Annotated in this window: 16 protein-coding genes and 2 tRNA genes; 12 read left to right on the top strand and 6 right to left on the bottom strand. The window is 70.1% G+C overall.

Annotated elements, in window-relative coordinates; all coding sequences use genetic code 11:
- Positions 1-11 precede the first annotated feature (11 nt).
- Together ADK41_RS29085 and ADK41_RS29080 are read left to right on the top strand one after the other, a co-directional pair.
- Positions 12-758 carry a DUF3566 domain-containing protein gene (locus tag ADK41_RS29085; RefSeq protein WP_078661798.1) on the top strand — a complete coding sequence of 249 codons (747 nt, stop codon included), beginning with the start codon at positions 12-14 and terminating at the stop codon, positions 756-758.
- Positions 759-879: 121 nt separating this feature from the next.
- A tRNA-Ile gene (locus ADK41_RS29080) sits at positions 880-956 on the top strand.
- Positions 957-1623: 667 nt separating this feature from the next.
- Here the strand turns inward: ADK41_RS29080 and ADK41_RS29075 are convergent.
- Positions 1624-1992 carry a DUF6344 domain-containing protein gene (locus ADK41_RS29075; RefSeq protein ID WP_030820076.1) on the bottom strand — a complete coding sequence of 123 codons (369 nt, stop codon included), beginning with the start codon at positions 1990-1992 and terminating at the stop codon, positions 1624-1626.
- Between the two features lie 338 nt (positions 1993-2330).
- On the opposite strand from ADK41_RS29075, the gene ADK41_RS42580 reads away from it, so the two are divergent.
- Both ADK41_RS42580 and ADK41_RS29070 read left to right on the top strand, forming a co-directional pair.
- The gene (locus ADK41_RS42580; protein ID WP_003999697.1) at positions 2331-2459 is read left to right on the top strand and encodes a DLW-39 family protein; all 129 of its coding nucleotides are present in this window, start codon (positions 2331-2333) and stop codon (positions 2457-2459) included.
- A gap of 96 nt (positions 2460-2555) precedes the next feature.
- Positions 2556-3941, top strand: coding sequence for a hypothetical protein (locus tag ADK41_RS29070; protein WP_078661796.1), 1386 nt, complete (start codon positions 2556-2558; stop codon positions 3939-3941).
- A gap of 26 nt (positions 3942-3967) precedes the next feature.
- On the opposite strand, the gene ADK41_RS29065 is transcribed toward ADK41_RS29070, so the two are convergent.
- Both ADK41_RS29065 and ADK41_RS29060 read right to left on the bottom strand, forming a co-directional pair.
- Positions 3968-5551, bottom strand: coding sequence for a serine/threonine-protein kinase (locus ADK41_RS29065; protein WP_030820071.1), 1584 nt, complete (start codon positions 5549-5551; stop codon positions 3968-3970).
- Between the two features lie 85 nt (positions 5552-5636).
- Positions 5637-6185 (bottom strand): helix-turn-helix domain-containing protein, encoded by a 549-nt coding sequence (locus ADK41_RS29060; RefSeq protein ID WP_030820070.1) that lies wholly within the window; start codon positions 6183-6185, stop codon positions 5637-5639.
- A 181-nt stretch (positions 6186-6366) separates the two neighbouring features.
- Between ADK41_RS29060 and ADK41_RS29055 the strand changes: the two genes are divergently transcribed.
- A tRNA-Ala gene (locus ADK41_RS29055) sits at positions 6367-6439 on the top strand.
- Between the two features lie 124 nt (positions 6440-6563).
- On the opposite strand, the gene ADK41_RS29050 is transcribed toward ADK41_RS29055, so the two are convergent.
- Complete coding sequence (locus tag ADK41_RS29050; protein WP_030820066.1) at positions 6564-7268, bottom strand: DUF5324 family protein; 705 nt, start codon at positions 7266-7268, stop codon at positions 6564-6566.
- Positions 7269-7607: 339 nt separating this feature from the next.
- Here ADK41_RS29050 and ADK41_RS29045 point away from each other — a divergent pair, with 339 nt between their 5' ends.
- Positions 7608-8135, top strand: coding sequence for a peptidylprolyl isomerase (locus ADK41_RS29045; protein WP_030820063.1), 528 nt, complete (start codon positions 7608-7610; stop codon positions 8133-8135).
- A 104-nt stretch (positions 8136-8239) separates the two neighbouring features.
- Positions 8240-9133, top strand: a complete 894-nt coding sequence (locus tag ADK41_RS29040; protein WP_030820061.1) for a rhomboid family intramembrane serine protease — start codon at positions 8240-8242, stop codon at positions 9131-9133.
- Between the two features lie 280 nt (positions 9134-9413).
- On the opposite strand, the gene crgA is transcribed toward ADK41_RS29040, so the two are convergent.
- On the bottom strand, positions 9414-9668 hold the full coding sequence (gene crgA, locus ADK41_RS29035; protein ID WP_030820059.1) for a cell division protein CrgA: 255 nt from the start codon (positions 9666-9668) through the stop codon (positions 9414-9416).
- Positions 9669-9809: 141 nt separating this feature from the next.
- Here crgA and ADK41_RS29030 point away from each other — a divergent pair, with 141 nt between their 5' ends.
- From ADK41_RS29030 to ADK41_RS29010, 5 genes are all read left to right on the top strand, one after another.
- Positions 9810-10589 carry a DUF881 domain-containing protein gene (locus tag ADK41_RS29030; protein ID WP_037803486.1) on the top strand — a complete coding sequence of 260 codons (780 nt, stop codon included), beginning with the start codon at positions 9810-9812 and terminating at the stop codon, positions 10587-10589.
- 195 nt (positions 10590-10784) lie between these two features.
- Entirely contained in the window at positions 10785-10946 is a 162-nt protein-coding gene (locus ADK41_RS29025; protein ID WP_185931086.1) for a hypothetical protein, read from the top strand.
- Positions 10943-11581: an aminodeoxychorismate/anthranilate synthase component II gene (locus ADK41_RS29020; protein ID WP_030820051.1), complete on the top strand. Its 639-nt coding sequence runs from the start codon at positions 10943-10945 to the stop codon at positions 11579-11581. The genes ADK41_RS29025 and ADK41_RS29020 overlap by 4 nt, the downstream gene beginning before the upstream one ends.
- Positions 11578-12702, top strand: a complete 1125-nt coding sequence (locus tag ADK41_RS29015) for a class E sortase (protein ID WP_030820050.1) — start codon at positions 11578-11580, stop codon at positions 12700-12702. Before ADK41_RS29020 ends, ADK41_RS29015 begins: the two co-directional genes overlap by 4 nt.
- Before the next feature lie 13 nt (positions 12703-12715).
- On the top strand, positions 12716-13486 hold the full coding sequence (locus ADK41_RS29010; protein ID WP_030820048.1) for a class E sortase: 771 nt from the start codon (positions 12716-12718) through the stop codon (positions 13484-13486).
- Positions 13487-13576: 90 nt separating this feature from the next.
- Here ADK41_RS29010 and ADK41_RS29005 read toward each other — a convergent pair whose 3' ends face one another.
- Positions 13577-14617 carry a restriction endonuclease gene (locus tag ADK41_RS29005; protein WP_037803479.1) on the bottom strand — a complete coding sequence of 347 codons (1041 nt, stop codon included), beginning with the start codon at positions 14615-14617 and terminating at the stop codon, positions 13577-13579.
- Positions 14618-14788: the final 171 nt, after the last annotated feature.

Here is a 14788-nt window from a genome sequence, read left to right as displayed (position 1 = left end):
AGTGAGTCAGCGTGAGCGGAGCCACGGGCGCCGGACCGGCCGGTACCAGCAGGGGAACGGACGGCGGCGGCCGTGGCTCCGCCGCGCGGGCGGCTGATCCGCATACGACCAATCTCAAAGCGATCAAGGCGCCCGCCAAGGGCGCCTCCTCGTCCAGCAGGCAGGGATCCCAGGGGGGGACCGTGACGGACACCCGAGGCCCGCAGCAGGCCGCGCCCGACCAGGGCGCCGCCGCTCAGACGGCCTCACCGCTGCCGGGGGAACGGCAGTCGCAGCAGCAGGCGGGCCCGTACCACCCGCCGCAGGCCTACCCGGCGCAGGCCGGTACGGCGGCCGGTCAGACCGGCGCGGTACGACGTCCCCGCACGGGGGCGCGCACCACCCCGCGCGTGCGCAAGGCGCGTCTGCGGGTGTCGAAGGCCGACCCGTGGTCGGTGATGAAGGTCAGCTTCCTGCTCTCCATCGCGCTCGGCATCTGCACCATCGTCGCGTCCGCGGTGCTGTGGATGGTCATGGACGCCATGGGCGTGTTCTCGACGGTCGGCGGCACGATCGCCGAGGCGACCGGCTCCAACGAGTCGAACGGTTTCGACCTCCAGTCGTTCCTGTCGCTGCCCAACGTCCTGATGTTCACGACGATCATCGCGGTCATCGACGTCGTCCTGGCGACGGCGCTGGCGACGCTCGGCGCGTTCATCTACAACCTCTCCGCGGGTTTCGTGGGCGGTGTCGAGCTGACGCTGGCCGAGGACGAGTGAGCTGCTCACAGCCGTTTTCCCGGCTCGTCCGGCAGCCGCCGGACAACCGATTTTGGGACTGCCCCGGTCGTGCGCTAATCTTCAGGAGTCAGCGCGCGGGACATACACCGCAGAGCGCGGCGGGGCTATAGCTCAGTTGGTTAGAGCGCATCCCTGATAAGGATGAGGCCACAGGTTCAAATCCTGTTAGCCCCACCAGCGAGAAGGCCCCCAGTCGATATCGGCTGGGGGTCTTCTGTATGCATGGCCGACATCAGCCGATGAGCGGCTCCTTGGGCGGCTCGGCGAGCACGCCGACCGTTTCCCGCTCACTCCCGCCGGCTGCGGGCACGTAGGGGCGTGCGCGAAGCGGGAGCCGGGGGCGGTGGGGGAAGGAGACAGGCCGGCGGCACGTCGACCGCGAGAGCCGGACCGGTGATCGTGGGTGGTGCCGGTCCGGGGCGTCGGGGTTCCTGTGGCCCGGGGCGGAGCGTCCGAGCGACGAGCCGGGCGCCGAGGGGCGGCGTCGAAGCGGCGACCAGGAGGTGGAAGACCTCCGGGCCGGGGGAGGGCGAACGCGCGGATGGCCGCTCCGAGGATCACGTCGGGCAGGGTGCCCGGCACCGGACGGCGCACGAGCCGAACGTCCGGGTGCGGCCGGGGGAAGTCCGGGGTGGCGTGTGCCGGGTCGGCGACCGCCCTCGACCGCCTTGATGAGGAGGGAGCCCCAGGTGCGCATCCTGGTGGCCCCACCGGCGAGAAGACCCCCGGCCGGTGGCGGCTGGGGGTCTTCCGGTGTCGGCTCGGGCCGTGGTGCTGTACGCGAGTTCGCCAGGACTCGGGGGAGCGGTGACGGCACGAGGAGGGGCGGGAGGGGGCCCCGCGGTCAGCGCTGGAGGGGGATGCGGCCGGTGACGGGTTCCGCGCGGGCGGACGTCGTGTCGTCGGAGCAGTCCGCGGAGTCGGACTCCGCCGTCGTGTCCGAGAGCGGGCGGTGCCGGCAACTGGGAGACTTGCCGTGGGCCTCGGCGTGGATGCGCTGTTTCATCGTGGGCGGCAGGGCCCTGACCAGTGACCAGGACCAGAGGGGCGTCGTCGGCGCCGACGCGTTCGGGGCGCTGTCGCTGTTGCGTGTCTCGTCGGTCTGCGGTACGGCCGCGGAGGCGGTCGTGGTGATGAGTCCGAGCGCCGTGCACAGCGCGAGGAAGGCGGTGACGATGGCGTTCCACAGCTTCATGACCTTGTTCCGGGCCATGGCCCCTCACTTTCGGGTTGGGCGATTTGCGTACTTTCCTCATGATGTGTAAGGGGGTCGCGAAGTGGTGGACCGACGCTCGTGGCGCGGGGATGTTCAGATGAACACCACACGGATGGGTGTATAAGCGGTGAAAAGATGCGGAGGTGGCGGAGAAGCCGCAAAAGCTACCGTCCGTGCGGGCGTGGTCACGCTCTGGTCGGATTGCCGTGCTCCGCTTCTACTGCGCCGTACCGCAGGGCAGTTGGAGGGGCGACACAGGTCACCGATCGGTATCGACCGGTGTGTATAGTCGGGCGGCAGAGGTCCCCTACGTCAAGGAAAGACGAGGTCGCGCGGTGAAGAAGCTTCTCCTGGTCGCACTGGCCGCCATCGGCGGGCTCCTCGTGTACCGCCAGATCCAGGCGGATCGCGCCGAGCAGGATCTGTGGACGGAGGCGACTGACTCCGTGCCCACGGGTTCGTGAGTACCGACATCCGACGCTGAACAGACCCCGGCCGCCTGCGCGGTCGGGGTTTTGTGTGGGCGGGGACGTGTCGGCGGGCCTCGTCCGCGGGGCAGGATGGGCGCGGTGCGACGTCCGGGCGACGACGAGGGGTGGCGCGTGAGGGGACGGTGGGGCAGGGGCCGGGCTGGACGCAGCGGGCCCTCGGCCGGCGGACGCGTGGGCGCGGTGACGCTGGCGTCCGTGATGGCGCTGGCGCCGGCCGGTGTGCTGCCGGGGCGGACGGCCGTCGCTGACGAGGCCGCCGGGGACGCCGGGGCCTACGCCTTCGCCGAGGACGCGCGGAGCGTCGACGGCGCCGTGAGCACCGCGGACGCCGTGGAACGACTGGAGCCCGGCCGCACCTACCGGAGCACCCTCCCGGCGAGCGGCACGGTCTACTACCGCCTGGAGCTCGACGGCGTCACGAGCACCTACGCCTCCGCCACCGCCGTACCTCCGGCCGGCCGCACCGCCTCCGTCATCGACGGGGTCAAGGTGGCCGTACAGGACGGCGAGGGCCGTTCCTGTGACGTGGACACGGCGAGCTTCGGCACCGCCGGCAGCCCGCACCCGGTCGCCGCGTGGGCCATGCGGGAGATCTCCCCCAGGAAGTCCCTCTGCCAGGAGTCCGGTACGTACTACCTGAGCGTCGAACGCGTCGACCCGGACGGGGAGGGCTCCTCCCCCGGCCCCTGGGAGATGGAGCTCACCACGGTGTCGGAGCCCCCTCCCGCGAGGGCCGGTGCGACGAGTGCGCCGAAGGAGTGGAACTCCGCCCCGCCCCAGCCCTTCACGGGACAACCCGAACGGCGCTCCGGAGGCTCGGGCTTCACCCGGGCCGCCCCCGTCGGCCAGGGAGTCTGGCGGGACGACATCCGCCCCGGCCGGACGCTCTTCTACAAGGTCCCCGTGGACTGGGGCCAACAGCTCCACGTCACCGCCGAACTGGGCGGTTCGAGCACGGGCAAAGGCCGCTACACCGCCGCCGCGCTGGACCTGGACCTCTACAACCCCGTACGCGGGCGCGTCGTGGACGTGGGCGTCGGCTACGACGGCGTCCGGAAGGCGGGGAGCCTCGTGCCTCTCCCGCCGGTCGCGTACGTGAACCGGCACGCCGCCGTCCGCCAGGTCGGGGCGATGCGGTTCGCCGGCTCCTACTACCTCGTCGCGCACCTCTCGGCCGCGGTGGCGGACGCCTTCGGCGACGGGCCCGTTCCGCTGACGCTGCGGGTGCGGCTGAGCGGCGCGCCACAGGACGGACCCGGATACGCGGGGGAGTCCGTGCCGTCGGACGTCTTCACGGTCACGGAGGGGGACCGGGAGGCGGCTGCCGAGGGCGAGGACGCGGGCGGCGACGCCGCCTTCCGGGCGCTCGCGGTGGGCGGCATCGGCACCGGTACCGCCTTGCTGGCAGGGCTCGGTGTGTGGGCGCTGGCGGCTCGGCGGCGGACCGTCCCGTAAGCCGTGGGCGCCGCCGGCAGCGGCGGTCAGACGCGCGTGAGGGCCCAGAACCCCACGGCATAGCAGGCCAGGGCCAGGAGCAGCAGGGGGACGACCACCCGTGCCGGAGGGCCGGGGCGGCGGCTGCGCCGGCGGTGGGACCGGGGGGCGGCGGACCCGTGCTGCGGCAGTGCCCCGCCCGGAGGCGGAGCCTGCGGGTCCTGCGGGTCCTGGGCGGTGTACTCCGCGGTGGAGACGTCGGGATGCGCGGCCTGCCGCGACAGGGGGGAGCGCAGCCGATGAGTGGGGTCGTGGGGGGCGGCGAAGGGGAGGGGGCCGGCCGGCCGGTGCTGTACCGGCGCCCGGGGGGCCTGTCCGGGCGGCGGCGGAGGGGGCACGGGGGAGGAGGTGATCGTGGCCCGGGGCGGCGGCAGGAGGAAGCTTCCGGTGTCCGACATGCCGGGAGACCGCGGGGCGGCGCCGGACGCGGTGCCCGGACGTGGATCGGTGGGGACGACGCCTCCGCCCCTGTCCGGGCCCGTTCCGATCGCCCTCCAGCCGGTTCCGGCGCCGGAACCGGAACCGGTGCCGGAACCCGCTGTCGTGGCCGGCCGGACGGATCCGTGATCGCCCGTGCCGCCGGAGGCGTCCGCGCCGCCCGTGCCCCGGCCGGATCCGGACCCGGACCCGGCTCCGGGCAGAGCGCCACGTTCCTCCTCCGGGGCCGTACGCTCCGCGCCCGAGGCCCGCTTCAGCGGACCGTCCGGGGCGAACCCCGGGGGCAGGGGACCCAGTTGGTCGAAGATCTCGATCAGTTCGTCGTCGGGGCCGGGCTCCGGAAGGAGCTCCGCGGCAGCCGCGAGAGCCTTGCGCGCCCCCGTGGCCGTGCGGAACCGCGCCTGCGGATCCGGCTGGAGCAGCGAGGCCACCACCTGCCACAGCGGCTCGGGAATGCCCTGGGGCGCGCCGGGTGTCCCGTGGTCGGCGAAGAACTGGATGAGGGCCTTGGCGTCCGGTTTGGCACCCTCCAGCAGGTACAGCGCCACCAGGCCCACGGCGAACAGGTCGGCGGGGAAGTCCGGTTCGGAGCCCATCAGCTGCTCCGGCGCGAGATAACCCGGCGTGCCCACCACCAGGTTGGTCTCGGTCAGCCGGGGCTCGCCCAGCCGCATCGCGATGCCGAAGTCCGACAGCCGCAGCCGCGGCCTGCCCGTGCCGGTGGCTTCCAGGAGCACGTTGGCGGGCTTGATGTCACGGTGCACGACGTCCTCCGCGTGCACCGCGGCGAGCCCCGCCAGTAACTGGTCGAGCAGGGTGCAGACGAAGGCCGGCGGCAGCGGACCGTAGTCGCCGACCAGGTGGACCAGCGAACCGCCGGCCACCAGGTCCATGGTGAACAGGACCTTGTCGTCGTCGGCGGCCCAGCTGGTGGGCGCCAGGACGTGGGGGTGGTCGATCCGCAGCGCCTGCTCGCGCACGAAACGGAGCAGGGAGTGGGCGTCGCTCTGCAGCAGGACCTTGGCGGCCACATAACGGCGGCGGCGGTGGTCCCAGGCGCGCCAGACGGCGCCGACACCCCCGCGCCCGATCGGGTCGACCAGTTCGTACCGGCCGGCGAAGACCTCACCCATCGCTGTGCGTCGCCCCTCCCCTGCGGTGTCCCCCCGTTTTCCGCGCGTCCCCGGCAGCCGGCCCCTTCGGCCACCGGGCGGGGAATCAGTTCTGGTGGGACTGGTAGTGCGTGACCGCGTCGGAGGTGCGGCCCGCGCCGTAGACCCGGAGGAACTCTGCCAGTTCGGGGTGCGTGGGGGCGAGGGTGTCGGCGGCCTCGATGATGTCGCCGGCAGCGGCGACCGAACGCAGCAGGGACTGGATCTCACGGACCACCCGCTTGACCGTGGGCGCCCCCGAACTACTCGTCGTCTGCGTGGTGTTGCTGAGCACCGAGCCCCCCTGTGACTTCCTGATCTCGTCCATGCGCTCGGTGGCCTCGGCCGCGCTCACACTGCCGTCCGCGACCTGCCCCGCCAGGTCCTGCAGCAGTTGCACCCGCTGCACCACGGCGGGATTCCCGATCTTCGCCCGCTGGCCGCTCATCAACTGCGACAGCATCGGTGCGGACAGTCCCAGAACCCCCGCGAGACGAGCCTGGTTCAGGCCCAGATCGTCTATGAGCCTACGGAAGAGCGCCCCCAGCGGCTCCCCGTACCAGTTCCGCTGCAGTTCCCGCGCTCTTGCGGTGGCTTCCTGCTGTGCGGCGTCCATTGCGTCTCCCCATCGCTTCCCCGAGAACCATGGTTCGCTGTAGCGAACCATGTCCGAGCATCTTACGGAGAGTGGTCGGTCACGGGGACCCCCATCTTTTTGCGGAATCCCCGGGGGGACCCGGTACTCTGGTCCCAGGCGCCCACCGGAATGCGGTTCTCGCAGGTGGACGCTTCCCTCCGGGGCCTTAGCTCAGTTGGTAGAGCGCTGTCTTTGCATGGCAGATGTCAGGGGTTCGACTCCCCTAGGCTCCACATGCGGACCCCTCCCACCTGCGGAAACGCGGTGGGAGGGGTCCTTTGTTTCACGTGAAACGGCGCGGTGGGACAGGAGGCGCCCAAGTCTCCTGTCCCACCGCGCCGTTGGCGTCCTCGCGCGTCAGGCCTGGTCGTCGCGCCGGGCGGCTTCCTCCTCGGCCTCCTTGGCCTCGACCGCCGGGTCGAGCGTGGCCCCGCCGCTGCCGTCCACCGACGTCAGCTTCGTCGACCCCGACGACACATCCGTCGCGGCCGGCGGCTCCACCAGCCAGTCCGGGTTGGCCTGCTTGTCCCACCACTTCCATGCGGCGACGGCGCCGCCCGCCACGGCACCCAGAATCAGGACCGTCTTCGCGGCACGGCCGGCCTTCGCCCGCCGCCGCTGTTTGCGGACCAGCTTCTGGATCTGCTGTGCCGAGACCTGACCGCGCAGCGCGACCAGCGCGGCCGCACCGCGGGCCGCGGCCTCGTCCTTCGCGGGACCGGCGACGGCCACCACCTGCTCGATCCTCGGGCGGGAGTACTCCGCCGCCTGCCGGGCGGCCTTGCGGGTGCGGTCGGCAGCCTGGTGAGCGGCCTGGTCGACCTTCGGCGGCACATGCGTCCGGGCCTGTTCCAGATAAGGCTGCACATGGGCGCCGTACTGGACGCGGGCTTGGCCGGCGGCCTGCGTCACCACGGGCGCGAGCCGTACGCGGGCTTCCTGTGCGTAGTGTGCGGCCCTGACCTTGGCCGTGTCGGCGTAGGGCGCCACCACTTCCGCGGCGTGCAGCACGCTGTCCTTCGCCGAACCGGTCGCGGCGCGCACGCTGTCGATGCGGGTCACGGGTTCCTCCTCCTCGGTGGCGTACGGTATTTCGACTTTCCACCCTTTTACGGATCATGCCTGCCGGGTCGCCGCGCGGCATGCGCGGACGGGCATCCGGGTGCCGACGAACACGATCGATGGTGATATGGAATGCGATAGCGGATGAATACGGAGCAATGGGAACTTAGCGTCGACGATGCCACGGATCGTCGTCCCGCGCCCCCGACACGGCACCACCCACCCGGTTTTCCGCAAGCGGAACGGCCTGGTCGTCCCCCTGTGAACAGGCGCCGGGCGACTGCGCGCCCCGTCCGTGCGAGGATCAGGGAGTCACGGAAAGACAACGGAAGGCACATCGTGGCTGAGCAGCTCAACGCCACCCTGAAGACCAATCACGGCGACATCCAGGTCCGGCTCTTCCCGAACCAGGCGCCGATCACGGTCAAGAACTTCGTCGAGCTCGCCAAGGGCGAGCGGGAGTGGACCCACCCGCAGACCGGTGCGAAGTCCACGGACAAGCTCTACGACGGCACGGTCTTCCACCGGGTGATCAGCGGTTTCATGATCCAGGGCGGAGACCCGCTGGGCAACGGCACCGGTGGTCCCGGCTACCAGTTCGAGGACGAGTTCCACCCGGACCTGCGCTTCGACAAGCCCTACCTGCTGGCGATGGCCAACGCCGGCCCGGGCACCAACGGCTCGCAGTTCTTCATCACCGTCGCCCCGACGGCCTGGCTGAACCGCAAGCACACCATCTTCGGAGAGGTCACCGACGCCGCAAGCCAGAAGGTCATCGACGCCATCGCGTCCGCGCCGACCAACCCGCGCACCGACCGTCCGGTGAACGACGTGGTGATCGAGTCCGTCGAGATCCACGAGGGCTGAGCCCTCGTCCCCCGGAGCGCGAAAGCCCTCGTAGGGAACCAATCGCCCCGCCCATCCGTAAGGATGGGCGGGGCGGGGCTTTTCCACACGACCTAGGGGATCCCATGGACGACCAGGCTGCCGGCAGCCCACAGGACGCCCAGCGCGTCCCCGTCTGCTATCGCCACCCGGACCGTGAGACCGGTGTTCGCTGCACCCGGTGCGAGCGTCCGATCTGCCCCGAGTGCATGGTCGACGCCGCAGTCGGGTTCCAGTGCCCGGAGTGCGTCCGCACAGGCTCGGGCACGGGGCACGCGCCCACGGCCTCCGCGCCCCGCACGCTCGCCGGCGGAGCCGTCGCCGCGGACCCCCGGCTGATCACCAAGATTCTGGTCGGGACCTGCCTCGCCGTCTTCCTGGTCCAGTTGTCGCTCGGCGATCGCTTCACCGACCACTTCCAGCTGATCGGCCGTGCATACATCCCCCTCCTCGGCTCGGTCGAAGGCATCGCGGAGGGGCAGTGGTACCGGCTGCTGACAGCGATGTTCCTGCATGGCAGCGCCATCCACATCATCTTCAACATGCTCAGCCTGTGGTGGATCGGCGGCCCCCTGGAAGAGGCGCTCGGCCGGGCCCGTTACCTCGCCCTCTACCTGGTGTCCGGACTCGCGGGCAGCGCGCTCACGTATGTGATCACCGCTCCGAACCAAGGCTCGCTGGGCGCGTCCGGTGCCGTCTTCGGGCTGTTCGGAGCGACCGCCGTACTGATGCGCCGGCTCAACTACGACATGCGGCCGATCATCGCCCTGCTGGTGATCAACCTGATCTTCACCTTCAGCCCGGGCTTCAACATCGCCTGGCAGGCTCATGTGGGCGGGCTCGTCGCCGGTGTCGTGATCGGGTACGCCATGGTGCACGCCCCGCGGGAGCGGCGGGCGCTGGTGCAGTACGGCACGTGTGCGCTGGTGCTGGCCGTGGTCGTCCTGATGACCCTGTTGAGGACGGCGCAGCTTACCTGAGCACCGAGTTTGTCCACAGTCAGTGGCGGATCTTGTGCACAGGGTGTGGGGGGAGGCCCATGCCAGGGGATCGGCCGACGTTTCCACAGGTCAGGCGAGGGGCGAACAGATTTTCGGTTACCGGTATTTCTGTCACACCGGCGTCAACGTCCCGAAAGTTATCCACAGATCAGCCCTGCTATCCACATGTGGACAAGGGTTGTGGATAACTCGGAGGACAACCCTGCCCAGAGCTGTTCGGCAGCTCTGGGCAGAGGGGGCGCTCACCGTGCGGCGAGCGTTACTTCCACTGGGTGGAGACGCCGAATCCGGCGGCGATGAACCCGAAGCCCACCACGATGTTCCAGTTGCCCAGGGCGTCGATGGGCAGCGAGCCGTCGGTGACGTAGAAAACGACGATCCAGGCCAGCCCGACGAGGAACAGGGCCAGCATCACCGGCGCGACCCAAGCGCGGTTGGTCAGCTTGATCGCTGTCGTCTGCTTCGCCGGCGGCGGCGTGTAGTCGGCCTTCTTGCGGATACGTGACTTCGGCACGAGGGTCTCTCCTGTCGATGCGCTGCGTGGCCGCGCAGGGAACTGGGTCGGGCTCGGAGCAGAGTACAAGGGGACTCTGAGCGCTCCCCCGGGCGTCCGTTAGCGTAGTGCTTCCGCGGCGCCGAAGGAGATAAGGGTACGTTGAGCAATTCTGCCGACTTCCCCGGGAAGGAATCCAGTCCTGTCCGCCGACGCCGTCCAAGGCCCGTGCGGATCCTCACCGCGGGCGTCTTCGCCCTGGCGGGACTCCTCTTCTTCACCAGCTTCGACACGGCCCGGGGCACCAACATCCGCACGGACGCCTCGCTGCTGAAGCTCTCCGACCTGATCCACGAGCGCAGCCGCAAGAACGGTGAGCTGGGGGAGTCCAACGGCGCGCTGCGCGATGACGTGGAGTCCCTCGCCGAGCGTGACGACGGCAGCACCAAGGCGGAGGACGACAAGCTCGCCGACCTGGAGAAGCGCGCCGGCACGCAGGAGCTCAAGGGTGAGGCGATCACGGTCACCCTCGACGACGCGCCGCCGGACGCCACCGCCAAGCTTCCCGGTTATCCCGAGCCGCAGCCCGACTACCTGGTCATCCACCAGCAGGATCTGCAGGCCGTGGTCAACGCGCTGTGGGAGGGCGGCGCCGAGGGCATCAAGGTCATGGACCAGCGGTTGATCTCCACCAGCGCGGTGCGCTGTGTGGGCAACACCCTGATCCTGCAGGGCCGCGTCTACTCACCGCCGTACAAGATCACGGCGGTCGGTGATCCCGGGAAGCTGAAGAAGGCGCTCAGCGCCTCGCCGGCGATCCAGAACTACATGGTGTACGTCAACGTCTACGGGCTCGGCTGGCAGGTCGAGGACGACGGGACCGTGACCCTGCCCGGCTACTCGGGCACGGTGGACCTGCACTACGCGAAGCCCGTGGAGTAGCGGCCCGTCCCGGTTTCACGTGGAACATGCCCGGACATCGAGGCGATCGGCTCCGATCCGCGTACTCGTGGGTGCACACGGCCGGGCCCGTCCTGATCCCACAGCCTCCGGAGGCCGGGAAACCGGAGGGGTCGCGCCGTTAGTCTGTTGGCGTACGGCGTGGGTCTGGTGCCGTGGTACGACGGAAGGGACGGCATGTACAGCTGGATCTGGCGGCATCTGCCGGGCAACGGATGGGTGCGGGCGCTCATTTCGCTGGTGCTGATCGTCGCCGTGGTCTACGTCCTCTTCCAGTACGTCTTTCCGTGGGCCGAGCCGCTGCTGCCCTTCAACGATGTGACGGTGGACAACCAGTGAGCGCGCGCATTCTCGTCGTCGACAACTACGACAGTTTCGTCTTCAACCTGGTCCAGTACCTGTACCAGCTGGGCGCCGAGTGCGAGGTCCTGCGCAACGACGAGGTGTCGACGGCGCACGCCCAGGACGGTTTCGACGGGGTGCTGCTGTCGCCGGGCCCCGGCACTCCCGAGGAGGCCGGCGTCTGTGTGGACATGGTGCGGCACTGCGCGTCCACCGGGGTGCCGGTGTTCGGCGTCTGCCTCGGCATGCAGTCGATGCAGGTGGCGTACGGCGGTGTGGTGGGCCGGGCGCCCGAGTTGCTGCACGGCAAGACCTCGCCGGTGGAGCACGGGGGCAAGGGCGTCTTCGCGGGCCTGCCCTCCCCGTTCACGGCGACCCGCTATCACTCGCTGGCCGCCGAGCCGGCCACGGTGCCGGCGGAGCTGGAGGTCACGGCCAGGACGCCGGACGGCATAGTGATGGGGCTGAGGCACCGTGAACTCCTGGTCGAGGGAGTGCAGTTCCATCCCGAGTCGGTGCTGACCGAGCACGGCCACCGGATGCTGGCCAACTGGCTGGTGGAGTGCGGCGACGACGGCGCGGTGGCGAGGTCGGCGGGGCTCGCCCCGGTGGTGGGCAGGTCCTCGGCGTGACCGCGCTGCGCCCCGAGCGCGAGTCCGGCGCCGACGCCTACGACGGCGCCGGCGAACAGGGCACCCCGTACGGCGGGCAGCCGTACGGGGAGCCGGGTGCGTACGGGGTCGGCTGGTACGACGACGCGGCGTCCGACTCCTCCGGCGGCGCTTCCGGGAACACCGCGTACCTGCCGCCGGTCGACGAGGAGACGGTGGCGCTGCGGATCCCCGAGCCGCCGGAGCGGGCGGAGCGTGAGGAGTCCGCGTCGGCTTTAGCGGCACCGGGCGGGCGTGCGGCCCGCAGGAAGGCCGCCAGGAAGCGTCACGGGCGCCGTGGAGGCTCCCACAAGGCCGTGGAGGGCCTCGGCGCGGGCGCGGGCCCGGAAGGGGCGTCAGGGGCGTCCGAGGGGGCGTCACGGGCGCCGTTGTCGCGGGTGGAGGCGCGTCGGCGGGCACGGGAGCGCAAGGCGAGTCCGGCGGTCGTCGCGAGCCGGGCGATCGGCGAGGTGTTCATCACCTGCGGTGTGCTGATGCTGCTCTTCGTGACCTACCAGCTGTGGTGGACGAACGTGCGGGCGCAGGCCCAGGCCGGCCAGGAGGCCAGCGACCTCCAGAAGGACTGGGAGAGCGGCGAGCGCGAGCCGGGGGCGTTCGAGCCGGGGCAGGGCTTCGCGCTGCTGCACATCCCCAAGCTGGACGTGGTGGTGCCGATCGCGGAGGGCATCAGCAGCAAGAAGGTGCTCGACCGCGGCATGGTGGGGCACTACGCGGAGGGCGCGCTGAAGACGGCGATGCCGGACGCGAAGACCGGCAACTTCGGACTCGCGGGCCACCGCAACACGCACGGGGAGCCGTTCCGGTACATCAACCGGCTGGAGCCGGGCGACCCGATCGTCGTCGAGACGCGGGACGAGTACTTCGTCTACAAGATGGCGTCGATCCTGCCGGTGACGCCGCCGAGCAACGTGAGCGTCCTCGAGCCGGTGCCGAAGGGCTCGGGCTTCACCGGGCCCGGCCGCTACATCACGCTGACCACGTGCACACCGGAGTTCACCAGCAAGTACCGCTTGATCGTCTGGGGCAAGATGGTCGAGGAACGGCCGCGCAGCAAGGGCAAGCCGGATGCGCTCGTCAGTTAAGGGCAGAGGGAACGTGGCACCGACCACCGACGACACCGAAGAGCACGCCGACGCGCCCGCGTCCCCGCCCCCTCCGGGGCGCCGACGCATGGGGCCGGTGGCGATGGTCGTCAGCTTCTTCGGGGAGCTCCTCATCACCGTGGGCCTGGTGCTCGGCCTGTTCGTCGTCTACTCGCTGTGGTGGACGAACGTCGTCGCCGACCGCGCGGCGGGCCGGCAGGCGGACAAGATCCGCGACTCCTGGTCCCGGGAGTCCGACGGCGGTGGTGGCGGCAGCGGCGGTCCCGCCTCCTTCGACAGCAAGGACGGCATCGGCTTCCTGCACGTGCCCGCGATGAGCGGTGACGAGATCCTCGTCGAGAAGGGCACGTCGATGAAGGTCCTCAACGACGGCGTCGCCGGCTACTACACCGACCCCGTGAAGGCGACCCTGCCGACCTCCGGCAAGAAGGGCAACTTCTCCCTCGCCGCTCACCGGGACGGGCACGGCGCGAAGTTCCACGGCATTCACAAGATCGAGAAGGGCGACCCGATCGTCTTCGAGACGAAGGACACGTGGTACGTCTACAAGGTCTACGGCATCCTCCCCGAGACCTCGAAGTACAACGTCGACGTCATCGGGAAGATCCCGGAGGAGTCCGGCAGGAAGAAGGCCGGCCACTACATCACGCTGACGACCTGCACGCCGGTGTACACCAGCACGTACCGGTACGTCGTGTGGGGTGAGCTGGTCCGCACGGAGAAGGTGGACGAGGAGCGGACACCACCGGAGGAGTTGCGCTGAATCCTCCTGCCCGAGGAGCTGGTTGCCTAACATGACGAAGGCCCGAAGCCGCAACTTCCCTTTGCGACTTCGGGCCTTCTTCTTCCGGGCCTAGCGCAGCGCCTTCAGCCGCGCTCCGGCGCTCCACGCCTCCAGTTCCGCACGGTCCACGGTGAGGACCCCGCTCAGGTCGGCGATCGCCCTCGCCTCGTGGCTGAAGTAGGACGTGGTGACGAACAGGGCGACGTCGACGCGTTCGACGGCCCGTGCGGCGCCGGCGAACCTCTGCATGTCCGAGCTCGGCACGGGGCGGTGTCCCGCCCGGTTCTTGCACTGGACGGCGACGGTACGGCCGTCGGCCGTGCGTGCGGTGATGTCGATGCCCCGGTCGATGTTGGTCTGTCGTACGACGACGTCGCCGCAGCCGTCCCGGCGCAGCAGAGCGGCCACATGACGTTCGAACGCCTGCCAGGTCATGGCCGCGATGGAGTCCCTGACCCGGTCTGCCGGAATCTCTCCCTCCGGACCGCTGATCCGTCGGTGGTGCCGGCACAGCGTGCGCTCGACGTTCTCGATGTCCTCGCGGAGCTCGATGAGTTCGCGGCGGTGTTCACCGGACGTGGCGATCAGGGCGTTGAACATCGGCACGACCGTCGTGCCGAGGATGTGGGTGATCCGCTGGTCGATGCGGTCGTCGAGAGGGGTGGAGTCGGGTCGCGAAAAGTTTTCCACAGGCTGTGTACGGGCCAGGTGCTCCATGTCGAGCAGGTACGTGCGCACCTGGCGGGCGACGTGGCTGTCGCGGAGGAGCATGGCGACGTTGAGGACGGCTCGTCGGGAGTAGAGGGTGAGACTCGACCGAGGCTGTGGATAACTTCCAGGAAAGAGTGACAGGATGTCACGCTTAAATCGTGCGAGCTCAGGGCCTTGGAGTGTGGTCATTCCGTTGCACGAGAGCTCCTCGCGATGCCGTGCCTTGAGCTGACGGATTGCCTCAGTGGTGACGTCGAAGTACGCCGCCACCATCGCCGTCGTCACATGCATCCCGTCCGGCAACAGCGACAGGGCCTTGACCCGGTCGAGGACGTCCGTCCGGTCCAGCACGCTGCTGCGCAGGGTCTTCGACTCCAGCAGTGCGGATTCATTGATCATCTTCTGCCCCTTTCGTTCTCGTGGTCGGGGCGGAACTCCAGACGTCCCGCCCCACCCGATCAACGAGTGGTGGCACGCGAAGGCACGAGCGAAGCGGGGACGCGTGTGCGGAGCGGGTTCACGAAGGAAGCCCCGGCCCTCTCCGAAGAGGGCCGGGGCTCCTGGCGTGCG

Source organism: Streptomyces caelestis (genome assembly GCF_001279005.1).
GTDB lineage: Bacteria > Actinomycetota > Actinomycetes > Streptomycetales > Streptomycetaceae > Streptomyces > Streptomyces heliomycini.
The sequence above is the reverse complement of the archived record's forward strand: the minus strand, read 5'-3'. Positions and strand labels throughout refer to the sequence as shown.

What these genes read in the sequence shown, in the direction of transcription:
- ADK41_RS29065 (WP_030820071.1), bottom strand. Translation starts at nt 5,551, where the DNA reads ATGGGTGAGGTCTTCGCCGGCCGGTACGAACTGGTCGACCCGATCGGG.
- ADK41_RS29040 (WP_030820061.1), top strand. Translation starts at nt 8,240, where the DNA reads ATGGACGACCAGGCTGCCGGCAGCCCACAGGACGCCCAGCGCGTCCCC.
- ADK41_RS29005 (WP_037803479.1), bottom strand. Translation starts at nt 14,617, where the DNA reads ATGATCAATGAATCCGCACTGCTGGAGTCGAAGACCCTGCGCAGCAGC.
- ADK41_RS29075 (WP_030820076.1), bottom strand. Translation starts at nt 1,992, where the DNA reads ATGGCCCGGAACAAGGTCATGAAGCTGTGGAACGCCATCGTCACCGCC.
- ADK41_RS29060 (WP_030820070.1), bottom strand. Translation starts at nt 6,185, where the DNA reads ATGGACGCCGCACAGCAGGAAGCCACCGCAAGAGCGCGGGAACTGCAG.
- ADK41_RS29025 (WP_185931086.1), top strand. Translation starts at nt 10,785, where the DNA reads ATGTACAGCTGGATCTGGCGGCATCTGCCGGGCAACGGATGGGTGCGG.
- ADK41_RS29070 (WP_078661796.1), top strand. Translation starts at nt 2,556, where the DNA reads ATGGGCGCGGTGCGACGTCCGGGCGACGACGAGGGGTGGCGCGTGAGG.